This window comes from Halomonas sp. 5021, from assembly GCF_036663435.1.
GTDB classification, from domain to species: Bacteria; Pseudomonadota; Gammaproteobacteria; order Pseudomonadales; family Halomonadaceae; genus Vreelandella; species Vreelandella janggokensis.
The window spans coordinates 292814-311754 of sequence record NZ_JAXOVU010000002.1 but is presented as its reverse complement, the minus strand read 5'-3'; the positions used below and the strand labels follow the sequence as shown (position 1 = coordinate 311754).

At 56.4% G+C, this 18941-nt stretch carries 18 protein-coding genes; 5 read left to right on the top strand and 13 right to left on the bottom strand.

Translation table 11 applies throughout. The features are described 5' to 3' along the window. Nucleotides 1–95: 95 nt before the first annotated feature. Nucleotides 96–1838: an HD domain-containing phosphohydrolase gene (locus R3F64_RS05135; protein WP_199284245.1), complete on the top strand. Its 1743-nt coding sequence runs from the start codon at nucleotides 96–98 to the stop codon at nucleotides 1836–1838. On the opposite strand, the gene R3F64_RS05130 is transcribed toward R3F64_RS05135, so the two are convergent. Further along, the gene (locus R3F64_RS05130; protein WP_199284246.1) at nucleotides 1789–2199 is read right to left on the bottom strand and encodes a DUF423 domain-containing protein; all 411 of its coding nucleotides are present in this window, start codon (nucleotides 2197–2199) and stop codon (nucleotides 1789–1791) included. The genes R3F64_RS05135 and R3F64_RS05130 overlap by 50 nt on opposite strands. A 141-nt stretch (nucleotides 2200–2340) precedes the next feature. Here R3F64_RS05130 and thiS point away from each other — a divergent pair, with 141 nt between their 5' ends. From thiS to trmB, 3 genes are read left to right on the top strand one after another with little or no spacing between them, the layout of a single operon-like run. After that, the gene (gene thiS / locus R3F64_RS05125; protein ID WP_085919509.1) at nucleotides 2341–2562 is read left to right on the top strand and encodes a sulfur carrier protein ThiS; all 222 of its coding nucleotides are present in this window, start codon (nucleotides 2341–2343) and stop codon (nucleotides 2560–2562) included. 11 nt (nucleotides 2563–2573) lie between these two features. Beyond that, nucleotides 2574–3368, top strand: a complete 795-nt coding sequence (locus R3F64_RS05120; protein ID WP_199284247.1) for a thiazole synthase — start codon at nucleotides 2574–2576, stop codon at nucleotides 3366–3368. 12 nt (nucleotides 3369–3380) lie between these two features. Then, nucleotides 3381–4109 (top strand): tRNA (guanosine(46)-N7)-methyltransferase TrmB, encoded by a 729-nt coding sequence (gene trmB / locus R3F64_RS05115; protein ID WP_199284248.1) that lies wholly within the window; start codon nucleotides 3381–3383, stop codon nucleotides 4107–4109. Between the two features lie 16 nt (nucleotides 4110–4125). Here the strand turns inward: trmB and R3F64_RS05110 are convergent, their stop codons facing one another. The 11 genes from R3F64_RS05110 to R3F64_RS05060 all read right to left on the bottom strand — a co-directional run bounded on the left by R3F64_RS05110 (nucleotide 4126) and on the right by R3F64_RS05060 (nucleotide 17170). Next, a complete protein-coding gene (locus tag R3F64_RS05110) occupies nucleotides 4126–4728 on the bottom strand; it encodes a glutathione S-transferase family protein (protein ID WP_199284249.1) in 603 nt (200 codons plus the stop codon). A gap of 148 nt (nucleotides 4729–4876) precedes the next feature. Then, nucleotides 4877–6454, bottom strand: a complete 1578-nt coding sequence (locus tag R3F64_RS05105) for an aldehyde dehydrogenase (NADP(+)) (protein WP_199284250.1) — start codon at nucleotides 6452–6454, stop codon at nucleotides 4877–4879. A 49-nt stretch (nucleotides 6455–6503) separates the two neighbouring features. Further along, the gene (locus R3F64_RS05100; RefSeq protein WP_233337301.1) at nucleotides 6504–7244 is read right to left on the bottom strand and encodes a FadR/GntR family transcriptional regulator; all 741 of its coding nucleotides are present in this window, start codon (nucleotides 7242–7244) and stop codon (nucleotides 6504–6506) included. 72 nt (nucleotides 7245–7316) lie between these two features. Further along, nucleotides 7317–8642: an enolase C-terminal domain-like protein gene (locus R3F64_RS05095; RefSeq protein ID WP_199284251.1), complete on the bottom strand. Its 1326-nt coding sequence runs from the start codon at nucleotides 8640–8642 to the stop codon at nucleotides 7317–7319. 50 nt (nucleotides 8643–8692) lie between these two features. After that, the gene (gene garD / locus R3F64_RS05090) at nucleotides 8693–10261 is read right to left on the bottom strand and encodes a galactarate dehydratase (protein ID WP_332610175.1); all 1569 of its coding nucleotides are present in this window, start codon (nucleotides 10259–10261) and stop codon (nucleotides 8693–8695) included. A gap of 34 nt (nucleotides 10262–10295) precedes the next feature. Further along, complete coding sequence (locus R3F64_RS05085; protein WP_085920474.1) at nucleotides 10296–11807, bottom strand: tripartite tricarboxylate transporter permease; 1512 nt, start codon at nucleotides 11805–11807, stop codon at nucleotides 10296–10298. 18 nt (nucleotides 11808–11825) lie between these two features. Continuing rightward, nucleotides 11826–12269, bottom strand: coding sequence for a tripartite tricarboxylate transporter TctB family protein (locus R3F64_RS05080; protein WP_199284253.1), 444 nt, complete (start codon nucleotides 12267–12269; stop codon nucleotides 11826–11828). A 106-nt stretch (nucleotides 12270–12375) separates the two neighbouring features. Continuing rightward, on the bottom strand, nucleotides 12376–13431 hold the full coding sequence (locus R3F64_RS05075; RefSeq protein ID WP_199284254.1) for an ABC transporter substrate-binding protein: 1056 nt from the start codon (nucleotides 13429–13431) through the stop codon (nucleotides 12376–12378). A 57-nt stretch (nucleotides 13432–13488) separates the two neighbouring features. Then, nucleotides 13489–14400, bottom strand: coding sequence for a 5-dehydro-4-deoxyglucarate dehydratase (kdgD, locus tag R3F64_RS05070; RefSeq protein ID WP_332610171.1), 912 nt, complete (start codon nucleotides 14398–14400; stop codon nucleotides 13489–13491). 567 nt (nucleotides 14401–14967) lie between these two features. After that, nucleotides 14968–15954, bottom strand: coding sequence for a 2-hydroxyacid dehydrogenase (locus R3F64_RS05065; RefSeq protein WP_332610169.1), 987 nt, complete (start codon nucleotides 15952–15954; stop codon nucleotides 14968–14970). Nucleotides 15955–16252: 298 nt separating this feature from the next. Beyond that, nucleotides 16253–17170, bottom strand: a complete 918-nt coding sequence (locus R3F64_RS05060; RefSeq protein WP_199284258.1) for an AEC family transporter — start codon at nucleotides 17168–17170, stop codon at nucleotides 16253–16255. A 116-nt stretch (nucleotides 17171–17286) separates the two neighbouring features. Here R3F64_RS05060 and R3F64_RS05055 point away from each other — a divergent pair, with 116 nt between their 5' ends. Next, nucleotides 17287–17880, top strand: a complete 594-nt coding sequence (locus R3F64_RS05055) for an SCO family protein (protein WP_085918096.1) — start codon at nucleotides 17287–17289, stop codon at nucleotides 17878–17880. On the opposite strand, the gene R3F64_RS05050 is transcribed toward R3F64_RS05055, so the two are convergent. After that, nucleotides 17877–18938: an alpha/beta fold hydrolase gene (locus R3F64_RS05050; protein ID WP_332610164.1), complete on the bottom strand. Its 1062-nt coding sequence runs from the start codon at nucleotides 18936–18938 to the stop codon at nucleotides 17877–17879. The genes R3F64_RS05055 and R3F64_RS05050 overlap by 4 nt on opposite strands. Between the last annotated feature and the right edge of the window lie 3 nt (nucleotides 18939–18941).

The window sequence follows — 18941 nt, the reverse complement described above, 5'->3', positions numbered from 1 at the left end:
CCGCTAATCAAAGTCTATATAGTCTTAGTTATATAAAGAAAAAGACCTATATCGTGAAAATAGGCGAATAATAATTAATAACTGAGGCATTTCACATGGTGGCTCCTACCCTGCACGAAAATCCCTCGGCAAGCGTGATTCGCTCACTGCTTCAGCATGCCCATGAGCTATCTATATATTCCAGTGACATGCCCTATGTCTTGAAGGCAGAGGTTATTGAGTTGAACCTGGGTAATGGGCGCATGGTACTGGAGGTGGAATACGCTGGATCAGATATTGAGCGCTACCTAACCAGCGACAGCCTAAGCTTTGACCTGGAAGCGCTGAAAGGGCCCCATGCCACTGAGCGCGAGACCTATAGCCTCAGTAATGTTGCCGTCAAGCTGCTCAAAACAGACAGTACGCTGTATTGCCTGGAGTGCCAGCTACCGGAAACAGTTTTCGTTAAAGAAAACCGGGGCGCCGTTCGAATCCCCTTTATTCTGGGCATGCAAACCCGTGTTGGCATTGAGGTCTATTCGCATGAACTCAATGTGCCAGGCAGGCTACGTAACCTGTCTATCGGGGGCTGCATGGTCGACATTGATCTGGCAGACAGTATCGCCATGGGCGTTGATCAAGCAATACCCGGGGTAACGCTTTCGTTTCCCAACGGCGATAGCTTTTTTAGCGAAGGCAATATCCGCCATATACGCCCCTTCGGCCACCACGGCTATGCAGTGATCGGTATTCAGTTCACCCATCTATCGACGTCCCAGACGGAATCCCTGTTCCACTACGTGAATGAGTCAGAACGAGAGGTCGCCTACCGTACCGGTACGAACGACAAAATGGTCTATCACTCCCCCTTGTTTATTCCAGGTACGAAGGAGAAGAAGATCCAGCAACGCGAAGCTCAAGAACGGCATAAGCACGCTCACCAGTCGCCCATGGAGCGCGGTGTAATGGACGTCTCTCATCAGCTGCAAGTGGGCCTGATGTACATGAACACCCGCCAGATGTTTCCGGCTGAAATCTTCTACGATTGCGTCGATACCCTGCGTTATCTTGTCGAACAGGATCGCAAGACCTTCCTTTATGCCCTGGCGTTTTTGCGCAATGAGCCAGACTGGGTTAGACACGCCGTGCAGGTGACCGGTCAACTCATCGATATGCTGGTGATTCGCGACCCGCATGCCCCCCAGGTGCGAGGGGCTGCACTGGGTGCTTTGCTGCACACCATGGGCAAGCCACTGCTGATCAGCGAGCAGTTGCCGTCGCTCAAGGTGAACATGACCCCGGCACAGAAGGATATTCTCAGCGGCCATGTCCAGCAGCTACTTGATAAGCTGCATGAGCTGAACTGGACCCCCAGCCCCATCTGCCGCGATGTGATCGAGAATGCCAACGAGCGCCTGGACGGTTCCGGCTACCCGGCGGGCAAGCGAGGTGAACAGCTATCGGAAACGGTTAGGCTCGTATCCGTCATCAAGGCGATTAACAAACTGCTTCATACGCGTAACGGTGTCCCACCACGAGCGCCCATTGATGCCTACCGTAGGATTCATGAAACAGACGCCGCCTACGACAAAACCGTTCTGGTGGAATATATCCAAACCTATGGCCTGTACCCGATTGGTAGCTTGGCCAAGTTCTCGGGTGGCTTCCTTGCCTGGGTCATGGACATCAACGGCAAGGGCATGCCAAGCCAGGTTCACGTGGTCAAGAACCTGCGCTTTCCTGACACCAACATCAGCAGCGTCATCACCCATGGTGACTTATCGCAGATCGGCAAGCTAGAAGGCATCGTCAACCCCCTGGATTATGGGGTGGGCGTGCTGAAAAATCAGCCCCTATAGCCACCCCACCCAGCACCAGCCAGCCTGCCACCAGCAGCAGCCCGCCGATGGGGGTCACAATACCCAGACTAAGCCCCGCCAGTGCCATCAGATAAAGCGAGCCTGAAAAACCGGCAATACCCAGACTCCAAAGCGCCAGCACCCAGTGCTGCCCCGCTACTGGGCAGCTGCTGCGCCATACCAGTACTGCCAGCATGGCCAGCGTATGCCAAGCCTGGTAGCGTACCCCGGTCTCCACAGCACTGATAAGTTCGGCGCTGGCACGTGTCTCGAGGCCATGGGCCGCATAGGCCCCCAACAACACCATCAACGCGCCTGAAAACGCTACCCCAAGCCACCACACTTTATCTGTTCGCTGCACCTTGCTCTCCTTATCTACCGATTGATCGGTTTTCATTGTGCAGTTTAACGCTGCCACATACCTTGCGCGGCGCGAAACCGCTACAATGGAGGGTGTCTACACTCACACGTTTTGTTGCACACAATGGGACGCGCCCAGTTTATGTCTACCTCTAATGAGTCGATAAAACTTACCCTCAACGGTGATCCACGCTCCCTCGCCGCGGGTGCGACGGCGGCAGACCTTGTGGAAGAATTAGGGCTCAGTGGCCGCCGTATTGCCGTTGAGATCAACGAAGAAATCGTGCCCAAAAGCCAGCTTGCCGACACCCGCCTGGCCGATGGCGACCATATTGAGGTCGTCCACGCTATTGGCGGCGGCTAAAGGAATCCATGATGACGCCACTCACTGACACACCGTTTACCGTTGCCGGACGCGACTTCAGCTCACGCCTGCTGGTCGGCACCGGCAAATACAAAGACTTTACCGAAACCGGCGCTGCCATCGAGCAAAGCGGCGCCGAGATTGTCACCTTTGCGGTGCGCCGCACCAACCTGGGCCAGGATGCCGAGGCCCCCAACCTGCTGGATGTGATTTCGCCCAAGCGCTACACCCTGCTGCCCAATACCGCAGGCTGCTACACCGCCAAAGACGCTGTGCGCACCTGCCGGCTGGCCCGCGAACTGCTAGATGGCCATAATCTGGTCAAGCTGGAAGTGCTGGGTGACGAGACCACCCTCTACCCGAATGTGGTCGAAACGCTCAAGGCCGCCGAAACGCTGCTCGCCGACGGTTTCGACGTCATGGTCTACACCAGCGACGACCCCATTGTGGCACGCGAGCTGGAAGCCATGGGCTGCTGCGCCATCATGCCGCTGGGCTCGCTGATCGGCTCTGGCCACGGCATTCAAAATCCGCACAATGTGCGCCTGATCATTGAACAAAGCCAAGTGCCGGTGCTGGTGGATGCAGGCATTGGCACTGCTTCCGATGCCGCCATGGCCATGGAGCTGGGCTGCGACGGCGTACTGCTGAACAGCGCGATTGCCCATGCCCGCGACCCGCTGCGCATGGCCAACGCCATGAAGCTTGCCGTGCAGGCAGGCCGAGACGCTTTCTTGTCAGGCCGCATGCCGCGCCGCCAGACCGCCGACCCCTCTTCGCCTTTTGCTGGCCGGATTAACGGCTGATACAGAGACACCATGACCGATACGAAAGACACCGCCCCCGAAAACGCCGACGCCCCACTGCACCGACGGGGCATCAAAAGCTATGTGATTCGTGCCGGGCGTATGACCCCAGCACAAACGCGTGGATTAGAGGACGTTTGGCCACGCCTGGGGCTAACAATCGCCGACGGCCGCCAAGATCTAGATGCCCTGTTTGGCCGCCAGGCGCCTCGCGTCGTCGAGATCGGGTTTGGCATGGGCAACTCATTGATTGAGCAGGCCGAAACCCATCCGGAAACCGATTTTATCGGCATTGAAGTGCACGCCCCCGGCGTGGGCAAACTGCTCGATGAAGCGGATAAACGCGGCCTCACCAACCTGCGCGTTTACCGCGAAGACGCCTTGGCAGTATTGGAACAGTGTCTACCGGAAGGCTCACTGACCACTGTTCAGCTGTTCTTCCCTGACCCTTGGCCAAAAAAGAAGCACCACAAACGGCGCATTGTTCAGCCTGCGTTTGTTGAGCTGATTCGCACCCGTCTTAAGCCCGGTGGCACCTTTCATCTAGCCACCGACTGGGAAGCCTATGCCGAATGGATGGCAGACGTGATGGAAGACGCACCCAGCTACGCCAATACGGCAGTTGCTGATACTGCTCCCTACGTGCCCCGACCCGCCTTCCGCCCGCTGACCAAGTTTGAAGCCCGCGGCGAAAAGCTCGGTCATGGTGTATGGGATTTGATTTACCGACGAGAAGACTAGCTGCTTGTCTTAGCCGCTACTCAAACGCCGTCATCGCAAAGCTCTCGCACTCCACCACCTTGGCATGCCAGGCCTGAAGCGTCGGAAAACGGTTAGGCCAATCAAAGGCCGGTAAGCGAAAGCTGAGATAGCAAAGTGCCACGGCAACGGTAATCGACCCCAGCGTACGCTCCGCATTGCCCGCCAGCACGCTGGGGTGCGCATCAAGCGTTGCCAGCGTGCGCTCGATGGCTTTCAAGCGACGGCTGCCCAATACCGTTGTATCGACCTCATGGCCATTATGCTTGCGGCCAATCACCACATTGAACGCCGCGTCCGTCAAGCCATGGCCAAGCCCGGCCAGCGCCAGGGTTTCCGCATATGTCTTGTGTGGCAAAAGCGACTCCCCTTCGCCTTGAGCATCCAAGTGGAGCGCTATCAAAAGCGACTCGGTCAGTACCTCGCCGTCGTCGGTGACCAGCGTCGGAATGCGACTGAGCGGGGTAATCTGTAAAAGTTCGCTATCCGCCGCCCAGGGGTCACACCAACAAAGTTCAGTGCGCTCGATCAACTGCTTTTCATACAGGCAAACCCGCGCCACGCGGGCATAGGGGGAGGTCGCGTTCAGGTAGAGTTGCATGGGAGTCTCCTTGGATGGGCACGTTTACCGCAGCTTGCGTGGCTAACGCGCGCAACGCAATAGGTCGATAGGTCAAAAAAAAGCGGCCCGTAGGCCGCTTAGTTAAGTACTTATATAACCGTCTGTTTACGGTTGACAACCTTCTGACTCAGGCTTCGCGTTTACCATCCACCAAGCGGCTCACACCCTCTGGATTGGCATCTTGCAGGGCATCCGGAAGCAGCGCTTCCGGCAGTGCCTGGTAGCAAACAGGGCGCAGGAAGCGATGGATCGCCGCGCTGCCCACCGAGGTCGTACGGCTATCCGATGTTGCCGGGTAAGGGCCACCGTGAACCATGGCGTGGCACACCTCGACACCGGTCGGCCAGCCGTTGGCCAGGATACGGCCCGCCTTGCGCTCCAGGGTCGGCAGCAGTGCTTTGGCCGCGTCCACATCGCCATCATCCATTTGCAGGGTGATGGTCAACTGACCCTCAAGTTCGGCAGCCACGCGCATCATTTCAGCCTGATCGGTGCACTCAACAACCAGCGAGCTGGCACCAAATACCTCGGCCTGCAGGGTCTCATCGGTCAGGAAGTCGGCAGCAGAGGCAACGAACAAGCCCGCGCAGCACTGGTTAGCGCCTTCACCAACCTGACCACGCGCCACTTCGCGTACCTTGGCATGCGAGGAGAGGGCGTTAACACCCTGCTCATAGGCCTGATGAATGCCCGGGGAGAGCATGGTCTGGCTGATACTCGCTTTAACGCCGTCGCCAGCGGCGTCGATAAAGGCGTCCAGCGCCTTGCCTTTAACAGCAATCACAAGCCCTGGATTGGTACAGAACTGGCCGGCCCCCATGTTGAGAGACCCGACAAAGCCTTCGGCGATCTTCTCGCCACGCGCTTCCAGGGCCTCCGGCAACAGGAACACGGGGTTGATGCTGCTCATCTCGGCGTAGACCGGGATCGGCTGCGGGCGCGCCTGGGCCGTGGCCATCAGCGCCGTGCCGCCACTGCGCGAGCCGGTGAAGCCAACGGCCTGGATGCGCGGGTCGTTGACCAGCGCCTGGCCGATCTCTTTACCCGAGCCGAACAGCAGCGAGAAGACACCATCAGGCAGGTTGCACTTGGCCAAGGCGCGCTGAACGGCGCGGCCCACCAGTTCGGACGTACCAGGGTGGGCGGAGTGGCCCTTGACCACGACCGGGCAGCCAGCGGCAAGCGCTGAAGCGGTATCACCACCGGCCACAGAGAACGCCAGCGGGAAATTGGAGGCGCCGAAAACGGCGACCGGGCCAAGACCGATATGGCGCTGGCGAAGGTCAGTCCGCGGCATGGGCGAACGGTCTGGCAGTGCCGGGTCAATGCGCACGTCGAGCCACTCACCGGCACGTACGACGGAAGCGAACAAACGCAGCTGACCGCAGGTACGGCCACGCTCGCCTTCCAGGCGTGGGCGAGGCAGGCCGGTCTCGGCCATAGCACGCTCGATGAGCTCATCGCCAATACCCTCGATTTCGGAGGCAATGGTTTCGAGGAAGGTGGCGCGTGCTTCAAGGCCGGTCTCGCGGTAGCTGGCGAAGGCGGTTTCGGCGAGTTCGCAGGCACTTTCAACTTCTGCCTTGCTACCTCCCACGTAGGTCGGCTCCATCGTCTCGCCGGTGGCCGGGTTCACCGCATGGATGTCGGCCTGGCTGCCGCTAACGGCTTGCTGACCGATCAGCATTTCACCACGGATCGTCATAGATTCCTCCTTAGCTTAGTTTATCGGGCGCTTTGGATGCCCGATGGTGCTACGTTTGGTCCCGATACTGGGCATACATGTTCTTGGCTCGATCAAGATGCTTGAACATCATGTCGCGGGCTTTTTGTGCGTCACGCGACAAAATCGCTTCGATGATCTCGTCATGCTCGGCCTGAACACGCTCCAGGTAACGGTCGGATGATTTAGGGTCGATTTCGATACTGAGCAGCTTGGCCCTGGGAATGACACTCTTGCTCCACTGCTCGTAGAAAGATGCAAAGAAGGGGTTCTTGGTCGCCTTTGCAATCGCAAAGTGAAAAAGGTAATCCTCTTGCCGCGCCAGCCGTTTCTCGGCATGAGCCTTGATGAAGGCGTTATGCTGGGCCCTCAGGAGCTCTCGGTCGGCATCGTCATGGCGCAGCGCCGCCAGCTCCGCCGCGGCAGGCTCCAGGGTTAACCTCAGTTCGAGCAGGTGCAGAATATCGGCAACGGTCGTGGGGTTGATATGCTGCGCGGGTCTTGGCTCCTCTGCCTTGGCTCGCAGCACTGTGGTGCCCACTCCCCGGCGCGTCTCTACCAGCCCCAGGGACTTCAGGTGGGTAATGGCCTCTCGCACAACGGTTCGGCTGACGCCGAACGAGTCGCACAAGCTGTTTTCGGTGGGCAACTTATTGCCCACCGCCACTGTGCCCTGCACGATCAAGGCCTCCAACTGCGTAGCAACATGCTTGGAGAGACTGCCCTGCTTCGCGACTTTGCTTACGTTGAGGGGAGCTTGAACCGATGTCATTTCGCTTTCCTTGACCATAAACGTCTTCGCCCAAAGTATGATGATATACATCATATCAGAGCGTTGCTGCTCTTACCTCACAAGCGCAGGACGCTTGGGATCGAACTCCCATCCTGGAATCAAGAACTGCATGGCCATGGCGTCATTGCGCTGAGTCACGTCGAGGCTCTTGTAAAGCGCATGTGCCTCTTTCAGCTTCTCTTCATCCAGCTCGACGCCGAGGCCTGGGGTTTTAGGCACGGTCAGCTTGCCATCACGGATCTGGAACGGCTCTTTGGTGATACGTTGGCCATCCTGCCAGATCCAGTGGGTATCGATGGCGGTGATCTCGCCAGGGCAAGCGGCCGCTACGTGGGTCATCATCGCCAGGGAAATGTCGAAGTGGTTGTTGCTATGCGAGCCCCAGGTCATGCCCCACTCGTTGCACAGCTCGCCGACCATCACAGCGCCCTGCATGGTCCAGAAATGGCAGTCCGCCAGCGGAATATCGACGGAATTAAGCTGCACGGCATACTGCAATTGCTTGAAATCGGTCGCGATCATGTTGGTTGCTGTAGGCAGACCGGTGCGCTTTTTGAATTCGGCCATGGTCTCGCGACCGGAGTAACTCTCTTCCTGACCACAGGGATCTTCAGCATAGCTTAGCAGGTGCTTGATCGGATCGAGCACGCGTACCGCTTCGTCGAGCTTCCAGGCGCCGTTGGGGTCGAGGGTCAAACGGGCTTCCGGGAAAGCTTCATGGAGTGCGCGGATGCAGTCGGCCTCTTCCTCGCCGCGCAGTACGCCACCCTTGAGCTTGAAGTCCTTGAAGCCGTAGCGATCATAGGCAGCCTTTGCCAGGTTAGCGACCGCATCTGGGGTGAGCGCCTCTTTGTAGCGCACCTCGTCCCAGGTATCTTTGGGATTCTCGGCCTTGGGGTACGGCAGGTCCGTCTTTTCAGGGTCACCCAGCAGAAAGAGATACCCAAGCGCTTCGACTTCGTCGCGCTGGCGCCCGTACTGCCCCAGCAAATCTGCCACCGGCATACCCAGCGCCTGACCGAACAGGTCGAACAATGCCGATTCAATAGCGGTAATAACGTGAACCGCAACGCGTAGATCGAAGGTCTGGCGGCCACGCTCTTCACGTCCATTTTGGGCCAGGATCTGGCGCGCCTGGTTCAGCGTCTGCTTGACGTTGTTGACTTGCGAGCCTTCAACAAGGGAGCGGCACTGCTCCAACCCCTTGATGATACCGTCGCTGGACGGGATTTCCCCGACCCCTTTATTGCCAGCGTCATCTTCTAGAATCAGCACGCAGCGGATGAACCAGGGGGCATGGCCGCCGCTCAGGTTGAGCAAAAAACCATCGTAGCCAGCCACCGGCACAACACGCATTTTTTTAATCGTCGGAAACATTTAAATTTGCCTCTTTATAGTATCGGCTCTGTCGAGATGTGTTTCTGCTGTTAAGTCACTGGTGCGGGATTGAATAGCACCAGGTCGTTGTAAAGGCCGAGCTTATCGGCGGCAACGCGCCGACGGCCGCTGGCCACGTCGAGAATGAGTTGGAAAAGCTCCCATCCCATATCCTCGATGGATGACTCGCCCGTGGCGATGCGTCCGGCATCGAGGTCGATCAGATCATGCCAGCGACGCGCCAGGGTAGAGTTGCTCGAGACCTTGATCACCGGGGTCATCGGCAGGTTGTAGGGTGTCCCGCGTCCGGTGGTAAAGACCTGCAGGTTCATGCCCGCTGCTGCCTGCAAGGTACCGCAGATAAAGTCGCTGGCAGGGGTGGCGGCGAAGGTCAGTCCGCGTTTTCGCAGACGCTCTCCAGGCCCAATAACGTCAATGATGGGTGAGTTACCCGACTTGATCACCGACCCCAAGGCTTTTTCAACGATATTGCTCAATCCGCCTTTCTTGTTGCCAGGCGACGTATTGGCACTCCGATCGGTTTGACCCTGAGACAGGTAATCGTCATACCAAGCCATTTGATCGACTAGTGCTTTACCGACGGAAGAATCAATCGCGCGGGGCGTCAACAGGTGAATCGCATCGCGCACCTCGGTGACTTCAGAGAACATCACGCTACCACCGGCCCGGACGATCAAGTCGGTTGCAAACCCCACGGCCGGGTTAGCTGTCAGTCCAGAGAAGGCATCGCTACCACCGCATTGCATGCCGACCACAAGCTCGGACACCGGGCAAGTTTCCCGCTGCCGCTTATCGAGATGCTCAAGATGTCGCTCTGCCATGGCCATGATGCCTGCCACCATATCGTCAAAGCCCTCGAACGACTCGTCCTGCAGGCTCAACACATTGGCCTGGGGATCAGCAGCCTCAGTATTCTCGTAGATCCTCACTGGCTGATCATCCACCAGGGTAGAGGGCTGCAGTTTCTCGCACCCCAGCCCGATGACCATGACTTCGTCACCAAAGTTGGGATTCTGAGCCAGATGCTTGAGCGTGCGAATGGGCACTACGGCGGCCGGAGCGTTGATCGCCACGCCACAGCCATAGCTATGGTTAAGCCCTACCACCGCATCGACATTGGGAAACTTGGGCAATAACTCACGTTTTATGCGCTGCACCACGTGATCCACAATACCCGCCACACACTGCACGCTGGTGGTAATGCCGAGAACATTCTGTGTGCCGACACTACCGTTGGCATTACGGAACCCCTCAAAGGTGTAACCTTCCAATGGCTCCACTGGTGGCGCCGGACGTGTCGCCAGCGGCAGATCGTCCAACGCAGGCGGTGTAGGCATGAGTAGATTGGTCTCATTGACATGGCCACCACAAGGGATCGCCAGGGCGGCCGTTCCTATCACCTCACCGTAGCGAATCACGGCATCCCCCTCGGCCAGGGCCACCAGAGCTACTTTGTGGCCCTGAGGCACATGCGTCTGGAGTTCAATGCCGTCATCAAGACGCTCGCCAACTGCCAGCCCACCCTGTGCGACAGCGACGGCAACATTATCACTGGGATGAATGCGAATCACACGAGGTGACTGATTGTCCTGCGTCATGGTCGACCCTCCGGGATATGCAGTTGAATAGCTATCACTGGGAAGCTCCCTCGCGGCTGACCTTACGACGCTTGAGCCCCATTAAGATGGAAAAAATCACCGACGCGATGATCAAGATCCAGAGCACAACGGCGATTGGGCTCTTGGTGAAGAAGATGGAGAAAGTGCCAGCAGACTCAAGGCTCTTGACGAAATAGACTTCCGCCTGGCTGCCTAAAATAAAGCCAATAATCAAAGGTGCGACTTCGAGCCCGACCTTCTGAATGACGTAGCCCAGCACACCGAAGATCAAAAGGGTCCAGACATCGAACATGATGCCGTAATTGATCGCATAGGCACCGACCACGCACATCATCACAATGATCGGGAAGAGAAGGTGCTTAGGCACCATCACCACCTTGGCGATATGCTTGATGGCGTAGAACATCAGGAAGAACATCACGATGTTGGCGAAGATCAGCGCCGTCATCATCACATACCAGGTATCCACGTTCTCCGGGATGAACAGCGGCCCCACCTGGATGCCTTGAAGGGTGAAGGCTCCAATCAGCACAGCGGTGGTAGAGTCACCGGGGATCCCCAGGGAAAGCAGTGGAATAAGCGCACCGCCGGTCAAGGCATTATTGGCAGACTCCGAGGCAATCAAGCCCTGAGGCGCACCCTTGCCCATTTCAGAGGAGTCCTTCGACAGGTTCTTCTCCTGGGTGTAAGCCAGCACAGATGCCGCACTACCGCCCACCCCCGGCAGCATGCCGACGAAGGTACCTATAAATGAGGAGCGAACCAGGTTGGTCAAACGACCTTTGAAGATCGACATTGAGAAACCGCTGCTCCCTTTGCCGAGCTTCACGCCTTCACCGGTCAGGTCATTCTTAACGCCTTTTTCGGCCTCAAGCAGAATTGTTGAGATACCAAAGATACCGATCAATACAGGCAGCAAAGAGAAGCCTTCAAACAGGTAAGGCTCCAAGAAATCAAACATCAGCCGCGTTTTGCCGTTGCCGCCATCAGAGGTGCTATAGACGCCAACCAGGCTTAGCCAGATGCCGATCACGCCGCTGAAGATACCCACCAGCATGTTGCTGGAGAGTGAGGCAATCACGCTCAACGCAAGCAGAATAATCAGGAACTTCTCCACATAGGAGAATTTGATCGAGAAATCTGCCAGCACCGGCGCAAAAAAGAACAGCACGGCCGCACTGATAAGACCGCCGACCACTGAGGCGATGACGCTGACCCGAAGGGCCTTCTCGCCCTCACCTTTCTGGGCCATCGGGTAGCCATCGAAGGTGGTGGTGATAGACGAGGGGGTGCCGGGAATATTAATCAGAATCGCCGGCACCATACCGCCCGATATTCCCCCTACATACAGGCCAAGCAACAGCGCCAAGCCGTGGTTAAGGCCCAGGGCGTAGGTCAACGGGAGACACACGGCTACCGCCATAGTCGCCGTCATGCCGGGTATTGCGCCAAAAATAATGCCGACCAGGGCGCCCAAAGCAGCAAGAAGGAAAAACGTTAGATCAAGAAGTGACAAAAATTCCATGGGGGGCTCTCACTTCGGTCACGGCAGGGTGATTTTAAAAAGCTTGGCCAGGACGAACCAAGCCACGCTGGGCGCAACAATGGCGGTGATCACCGCAGTGGTCACCGCCTTTTTTGTCCACTCATGCATGTACATCAATGCCATGAGCAAGACGAAAACCATCGAGACGAACAGGAAACCGTAACCCGTATAGGGAAACATATTGCCCACGAACGCCATCAGATAGAAATACGCCACCATCAAGGCAAGAGTACCGAAGAAGCGGAAGCTATCCATGGACTCACCGATAATCGGCAAGGTGCGCTCGCCGCGCTTTACAGCGGCCAAAAAAGGAATTGTCTTTGTCACTAACACGGCAAGGAACAGCAGCGCCAACACCCAATGAATAATCATCGGGAAGAACAAATGGGACGTCTCGAAATCGATCGAGATGCTAAGCAGACTTGACAGACCTGATTCCATAACAGCTCCGATATAGGCAGCAGGCTATCCTGGCCTATCGTGGTTCTATAGTGCTTTATGTCTGATGGCGATAGCACCGACACTCATGTGCCGGTGCCTGAATCGCTTACTTGATGTTTTCGATAATGCCTTCGTAGCGTGCCATCTTGTCTTGCAGGTACTCAGACGCTTCATCAGAAGGCTTGAAGTTAGGAATGAAGAATGCGTTCTTTTGTGTTTCTTGAATCTCGCCTTCCTCGTAGATTTCTGCTAAAGCTTCATCGATCTGCTCAACGATGGCGGGATCCATATCCTTGTTATAAAGGAAGAAGAACTCTTTATCGAAGGTGAAGTTTTCGTCATCACCCATCGTGACATTGACGTTAGGCTCAACGTATTCCAGTAGCTGTTCACGAGTGGTTTGACCCAGGCCCTCTTCTGGCGCCTGTTCAATCGTCTGTTCGCGGGCTGTCAACCAGACAAATCGCATGGCCTTTTGATCATCTTCGGGCAAGCGCGTGTATTGCTCGTTAGCCTGCACTGTACCGTTAATCACGTCAGCTTGGTCATCGAAAAGCTGCTGATTCTTGTCTGACTGGGATCCGGTATTGACCGCCACCAGGTTGTCTTCCTGACCAGGATGCTCAATCGCAATGGCATTTTTTAATGCACTAAAACCGATTTCCGAGACACCGCCAGGCTGGATTGCGACGCGTACCGTCTCTCCTTCACCTACCGCCGCAATAATGTCGTTAAGGGTTTCGTACGGAGAGTCTTTGGGCACCAAGTAGGCATTGCCTGGGTTAATAGCCACTGTCGGGCCAACGGTATATTTTTCAAAAATATTGTCGTAGCCCTCCACACCATACAAGTAACCCAAGTAGGACTGGTCATGGAAAATCATCAGCGTATTACCGCGGGAATCGCGATCCAATGTCCGGAAAGCGGAATTCGCGCCAACCGCATCAACCTTCATGTTCAGGTCCAGTTTTTCGGATAATGCATCCGCGACAATGCTGGAGTTCTGATAGGTATCACCACCGGTCGACGTAGAGCCGATGACCACCCGAACATTGCCACGCAAAGGGCCATCCTGAGCCAAGGCAACACCCGAACCAACGGTCATTGATGCCATCAAGGCGGCCGAACCCAGTCCAGCTAGCGCTTTCTTAGATACCAACATGCTTCACCTCATTCGGTCATTGTAAATTTGTTATGGTCTTGCGGTTTGAGAAGGAATTTACTTGGCGTTATCGATTAGTTGCTTAAGCTGCCGACATTCGCCAGCGGTAGGCATCGTTAAAGGCGCGCGAACCTTTCCAGCCGGGCGGCCAATAATATCGGCACCAGCTTTGATCAGGCTCACGGCATACCCGGCTTTTTGATCCCGCAAATCGATAAACGGAATAAAAAACTCTTGGGTAATTTGCTTAACGACACGGCTGTCCCCTGCGCGGAGGGCTCGATAGAAAGCCACCGCCATATCGGGAACAAAATTGAAAACGGCCGAGGAATAGGTATTAACACCGATGGAAAGATACGCTTCGGCGAAAATCTCGGCGGTAGGCACGCCACCGATATAGGTCAGGCGGTCGCCCACGGTCTTGACGATCTTGTTCAGCGCTTGAATATCGCCTTTGCCGTCCTTCAGGCCAATCAGATTCGGGCAGGCATCCGCCAGCGCCTGAACAGACGTCGCATTGAGAATGCCGTTACCGCGGTTGTAGTAGATAACGTTAATTGCCGTTGAGTCACAAATTTGCCGGGCGTAATCGACCAGGCCGTCTTGCGGGCACTCGGTCAGGTAGGGCGGCATCAGCAAAATGCCATCGGCGCCGGCCTCTTCCGCGGCACTGGCAAAGGCTTTACCTGTCGCCACGCTCAAACCGGCGCTGGCAATCACGGGAAGCTTGCCGTCAATGACCTCAACCGCCACCTGAACGATACGGCGATACTCTTCCAACGATAGGTTGAAAAACTCACCGGTGCCGCCCGCCACAAACACGGCGGAAATATCATGGCTAATAAACCAGGCTAGCCGCTCACGGTAGCTGGCTTCATCAAACTGGCCGTTGTCATCGAAGTCAGTTATCGGGAACGAGAGCAGGCCATCACCGATCGCTTGTATTACGTCTTGTTTGGAAAACTTCACGCCACCATCCTCATGCTTCCCTCGTTGAAGTGTGCCAACACCCATTCGCGAGGCTCTAAATCGTGACAACCGTCTAGTTGTCATACATCGTACAAATGAGAAGTTAAGCCTCATGATCCAATCAGGCAAGACACATGGCACAAAATACAACCAAAGTTGAAGGCTGATCGCTTACGCTTCGGGTACCCCACTTAAGCCTATCGCACAGATAAACATCTGAATTGATAGTGACTTAGTGAGAAAAGACGAGGTTGTATAGCGGGATAAGAGAACTTGCTCACAACGCCGGGCGGAGGCAGCGGTGTGGGTCAGTTGGGTGACCAAGGCCCAAAAAAGAAAGCCGCTCCAGGGGAGCGGCAAAAGACCGTGACTAGCAATGAGAGGGAGAAACCATGACAGTCAACTGGCAATGATTGCCAACTCTGTCGTGGTCTGTGGCGTCTCATCAAACGCCACAATCAAAATGTAATAGTTCTCATTTACACCGTCAAGTAAAATGCGAATGCTTTTTATTTAAAATCACAGAAAACCCTTTATCAATGATTCGGCAGCATAACGTCGGTTCGGTTATACCAGCCGATGCAATGTGCCATTTCCACTTTCAAAGGCATCAATATTCTCGAGCGTCGTCTCTGCAATATTGGTGAGCGCTTCGTCGGTAAAAAACGCCTGATGACCAGTAATCAGCACGTTATGGAAGGTCGTAAGTCGCATAAACTGATCGTCATCGATCACGCTCTGGGACAAGTCTTCGAAGAACAGCTGCTCTTCTTCTTCGTAGACATCCAACCCCAAGCGGCCAATTTTGCCGCTTTTTAACCCGGCGATCACCGCTTGAGTATCAACCACGCGTCCTCGCCCTGTGTTTATCAGCATAACCCCGGGCTTCATTTGGTCTATCGCTTTTTCATTGATCAGGTGATCAGTGTCAGGCGTCAACGGGCAGTGCAGTGAGATAATATCGGCATGCGCAAAGAGTATTTCCCGAGGGACATACTCCACAAACGCTTTGGCGTCTGGGTTTGGAAAAGGATCGCTGGCCAGAATACGGCAGCCAAAGCCATGCATGATATCGGCAAAGATCAACCCAATATTGCCAGTTCCGATCACGCCTACGGTTTTGCCATGCAGGTCAAACCCCAACAAGCCGTCCAGGGAAAAGTTACCCTCGCGCACTCGGTTGTAGGCACGGTAAGTCATTCGATTAAGACTTAGCACCAGGGCTACCGCGTGCTCCGCGACTGCATGGGGTGAATAGGCGGGCACACGTACGACGGTCATGCCCAATTGTTCGGCGGTCGCTAAGTCGACATGATTGAACCCCGCCGAGCGCAACGCCACCAGCCGTGTTCCGCTGTCGTGAAGAAGGTGTAGAACGGTGGAATCCAGATGGTCGTTCACAAACACGCAGACCCCTTCATAGCCTCTCGCCAGCATCGCCGTATCAGCGTTTAGACGCACGTCAAAAAAACTCAGCTCGTGATGCTTGTCCTCATTGGCAAGGGTCAGAAAGGTTTGGTCATAAGGCTTGGCGCTAAACACGGCGATGCGCATGGCGGTTGCTCCTGTCGAGGTTTCAAGGTCAGCATAGGCAAAGCGCCTATTATCTGCCTGAACAGCGCAGGGCGTTGTTGGCAAGGATCAAGAAAGTGGTTATTAGAAAAAAGAAAGCCGCTCCAGAGGAGCGGCAAAAGACCGTGACTAGCAATGAGAGGGAGAAACCATGACAGGAAAGTGGTAATGATTGCCAAATCTGTCGTGGTCTGTGGCGTCTCATCAAACGCCACAATCGCAATGTAATAGTTCTCATTTACCTCGTCAACACAAATACGAATATTTTTTATTTGCTTTTTCATCCGCTCGCCAATTGAAGCCAAACCGGTAGCGTCAGCATCGCCAGTAGCGTCTGACCGGTGATGATCGCAGCCATCAATTCGGCATCGCCACCCAGCTGGCGAGCCAGAATATACGCTGACGTCGCCGTGGGCAGTGCGGCAAACAACAGCGCGACGTCGCGACTCACCGTATCCAGGCCAACCAGCCACGCAAGCCCCAGCACTAACGCAGGCATCAGCAACAGCTTGACGCTGTTCGTCGCCAGCACGCCACGATCAACGCGCAGCAGCGCTGCCGGGCGCAATGCCACCCCCACAGCAACCAGCCCAAGCGGCAAGGCAGCACGGCCTAGTAGATCGACGGTATCGTGGCTCCAGCCCGGCAGCCCTATGCCGGAAAGATTCAACACAATACCCAGCAAGCACGCCAGAATCAGGGGGTTCTTGATCAGTGCCATGATGCTTTTGCCAATGCTGGCGTTGCCGAGCGTGCCGGCGGCAACAAAGCTGGCCACGCACATGATATTGACCACTGGCACCATCAGCGCCACCGCCACGGCGGCGGTGGTGGCGCCGGCGCTGCCGTGCAGGGCCGCCGCCCCGGCAACGCCCACATAGGTATTGAAACGCACCGCGCCCTGAAACACCGAGGTAAATGCCGCCGGCGTCAGCTTCAATCTTGCGCGCAGCCGCCAGAGCAGCAGCCCAAACGCGGCCATCGCGCCGAGCAGCACCAGCGCCAGGCGGGTCACCGGCACCTGGCTGACATCCGCTGTTGCCAGCGTCGCCACCAGCATGGCCGGGAAAAGCACAAAGTAGATCAGCCTCTCCATGTGCGGCCAGAACGTATCGCTGGGCCAGCGTTTGACGCCCAGCGCAGCGCCCAGCAAGATCAATAGAAACAGGGGGCCGAGGGCACCGCTAATGCTTGCCATTGGACTTCCTTATCCTTTTGTTGGCCCACGCCGTGACAGGTGCGGGTTTACTGTTACTATGAACATAGCTACCCAGTCGTCAATAGGGTCGAGTTCATCGCCTGCAGGGAGATACCATGGCCTATCCGAAACTATGGCTTGGTGTCGGCGCTGCCGCCGCACTGGTTGTGGCGAGTGGTGCCGTGTTCTACAAGGCCACGCTGACGCCGCAAAGCGACATGCCGCCTGGCGGTGAGATTGAACTGCCGTCCACCCGAGGCGACTTTTCGCTGTCCCAGCTTGCTGATGACCAGATTGCGCTGCTGTCGTTCGGCTATACCTATTGCCCTGACGTATGCCCTATGACGCAGTCGGTCAAGCGCCAGGCGCTGGCTGAGCTTTCAGCCTCGCAACGTGAAAAAGTGGTGCCTGTCATGGTCACCGTCGACCCCCAGCGCGATACCCTGAAACGGCTCGAAGAGTACCTGGCGTTTTTCGGCGAGGACTTTATCGGGGCCAGCGGCAACCAGGCCGAACTGAATGACGTGATGTCCCGTTACGGAGTCATTACGCGGCGCGTTGAGGCGCCCGACTCCGCCATCGAGTACACCATTGACCATAGCTCATCACTCTACCTGGTCGACCGCGACGGCGATATCTTGCAACGTGTACTGTATTCGCCAACGCCTCAAGGGCTTACGGCTGCCCTATCGCATGAACTGGGTCGTTAATCCTGCCTAGGCGTTGCTTGCAGTCGTTCCAGCATGGCCACTAGTGCCTGGACCTGCACGCCTTCACGGGTATCGTGCATCGGGGCTAACTGTGAGGAACGCTCGGCATAACCCCACCAGTCCCAGCAGCCTTGAGGGTTCATCATGCTGCTCTCCGCCTGGGGATAAAGCACGACCTGCTGATGCAACACTGCCCAGTCATTGAGCCCGCTGTGGCGTACAACTGCATCGCCAATCGCGTCTTCATTCATCTGACAGCCGTGAAGTGCCACCGTGACCTGACATCCGCCCTGTTCGCAACCTTCAGGTATAAAAACAAAGCCGCTATCGGCCAGCCCGGCCACGGCGAAGTCGGACTGATCAAAGGCGCTTAAGTGACCCTGGCCCTCATCGTTCCTTCCGCGCTCGGGGTACAGAAAGCGCATCATGGTGCCAGCGACATCGTCATCGCAGGCAAGCAGGTAGCTGCCACCCCCCTGCTGACAGTCGCCCAAGGCTCGTGGAGGCGGCAACTCATCGTCCAGCCTGACCGGCCAGCCATGGCCGGTGTCTTCACGCCGAACGACGCGCAGCTGATCGGCACCGGACAGCCAGCGCTCCCATTGGGCTGCCAATAAATCGCCCAAATCAGGATCCACGACATCGTCATCCTCGCCGTGCCACAAAAACACCCTTAATTGACTGAGCGTTTCCCGTGGCCCCACCTGACCTGCCGCCTCGTAGCGGCGACGGCGATTTTCAAGCCTGTCGAGGGATGGCTCGCCGCCCGATGTCGTCATGCAGGTACTCAGCGCCCGGCTTAACGAGCCTTCCGCACATCCCCAAGGGCCCGCCGCCAATACGCCCACTGCACTGAAGCGCTCAGGAAAGGCCACGGCCAACTGCGTGGCCATGTACCCACCGGATGAAATACCCACGACGCTGACAGCCCTCTTGTCAGCGCCTAGCGCGGCTAACGGCTCGGGCGCTGCCTGAACAACCGTCGCTCCCTCCAAGCCACCGATAAACAGCAACCCACTGATCCAACAGCGCGGAGATAGACACGACGGCAATGGCATCAC

What these genes read in the sequence shown, in the direction of transcription:
- R3F64_RS05135 (WP_199284245.1), top strand. Translation starts at nt 96, where the DNA reads ATGGTGGCTCCTACCCTGCACGAAAATCCCTCGGCAAGCGTGATTCGC.
- thiS (WP_085919509.1), top strand. Translation starts at nt 2,341, where the DNA reads ATGTCTACCTCTAATGAGTCGATAAAACTTACCCTCAACGGTGATCCA.
- R3F64_RS05120 (WP_199284247.1), top strand. Translation starts at nt 2,574, where the DNA reads ATGACGCCACTCACTGACACACCGTTTACCGTTGCCGGACGCGACTTC.
- trmB (WP_199284248.1), top strand. Translation starts at nt 3,381, where the DNA reads ATGACCGATACGAAAGACACCGCCCCCGAAAACGCCGACGCCCCACTG.
- R3F64_RS05110 (WP_199284249.1), bottom strand. Translation starts at nt 4,728, where the DNA reads ATGCAACTCTACCTGAACGCGACCTCCCCCTATGCCCGCGTGGCGCGG.
- R3F64_RS05105 (WP_199284250.1), bottom strand. Translation starts at nt 6,454, where the DNA reads ATGACGATCCGTGGTGAAATGCTGATCGGTCAGCAAGCCGTTAGCGGC.
- R3F64_RS05100 (WP_233337301.1), bottom strand. Translation starts at nt 7,244, where the DNA reads ATGACATCGGTTCAAGCTCCCCTCAACGTAAGCAAAGTCGCGAAGCAG.
- R3F64_RS05095 (WP_199284251.1), bottom strand. Translation starts at nt 8,642, where the DNA reads ATGTTTCCGACGATTAAAAAAATGCGTGTTGTGCCGGTGGCTGGCTAC.
- garD (WP_332610175.1), bottom strand. Translation starts at nt 10,261, where the DNA reads ATGACGCAGGACAATCAGTCACCTCGTGTGATTCGCATTCATCCCAGT.
- R3F64_RS05085 (WP_085920474.1), bottom strand. Translation starts at nt 11,807, where the DNA reads ATGGAATTTTTGTCACTTCTTGATCTAACGTTTTTCCTTCTTGCTGCT.
- R3F64_RS05080 (WP_199284253.1), bottom strand. Translation starts at nt 12,269, where the DNA reads ATGGAATCAGGTCTGTCAAGTCTGCTTAGCATCTCGATCGATTTCGAG.
- R3F64_RS05075 (WP_199284254.1), bottom strand. Translation starts at nt 13,431, where the DNA reads ATGTTGGTATCTAAGAAAGCGCTAGCTGGACTGGGTTCGGCCGCCTTG.
- R3F64_RS05065 (WP_332610169.1), bottom strand. Translation starts at nt 15,954, where the DNA reads ATGCGCATCGCCGTGTTTAGCGCCAAGCCTTATGACCAAACCTTTCTG.
- R3F64_RS05060 (WP_199284258.1), bottom strand. Translation starts at nt 17,170, where the DNA reads ATGGCAAGCATTAGCGGTGCCCTCGGCCCCCTGTTTCTATTGATCTTG.
- R3F64_RS05055 (WP_085918096.1), top strand. Translation starts at nt 17,287, where the DNA reads ATGGCCTATCCGAAACTATGGCTTGGTGTCGGCGCTGCCGCCGCACTG.
- R3F64_RS05050 (WP_332610164.1), bottom strand. Translation starts at nt 18,938, where the DNA reads ATGCCATTGCCGTCGTGTCTATCTCCGCGCTGTTGGATCAGTGGGTTG.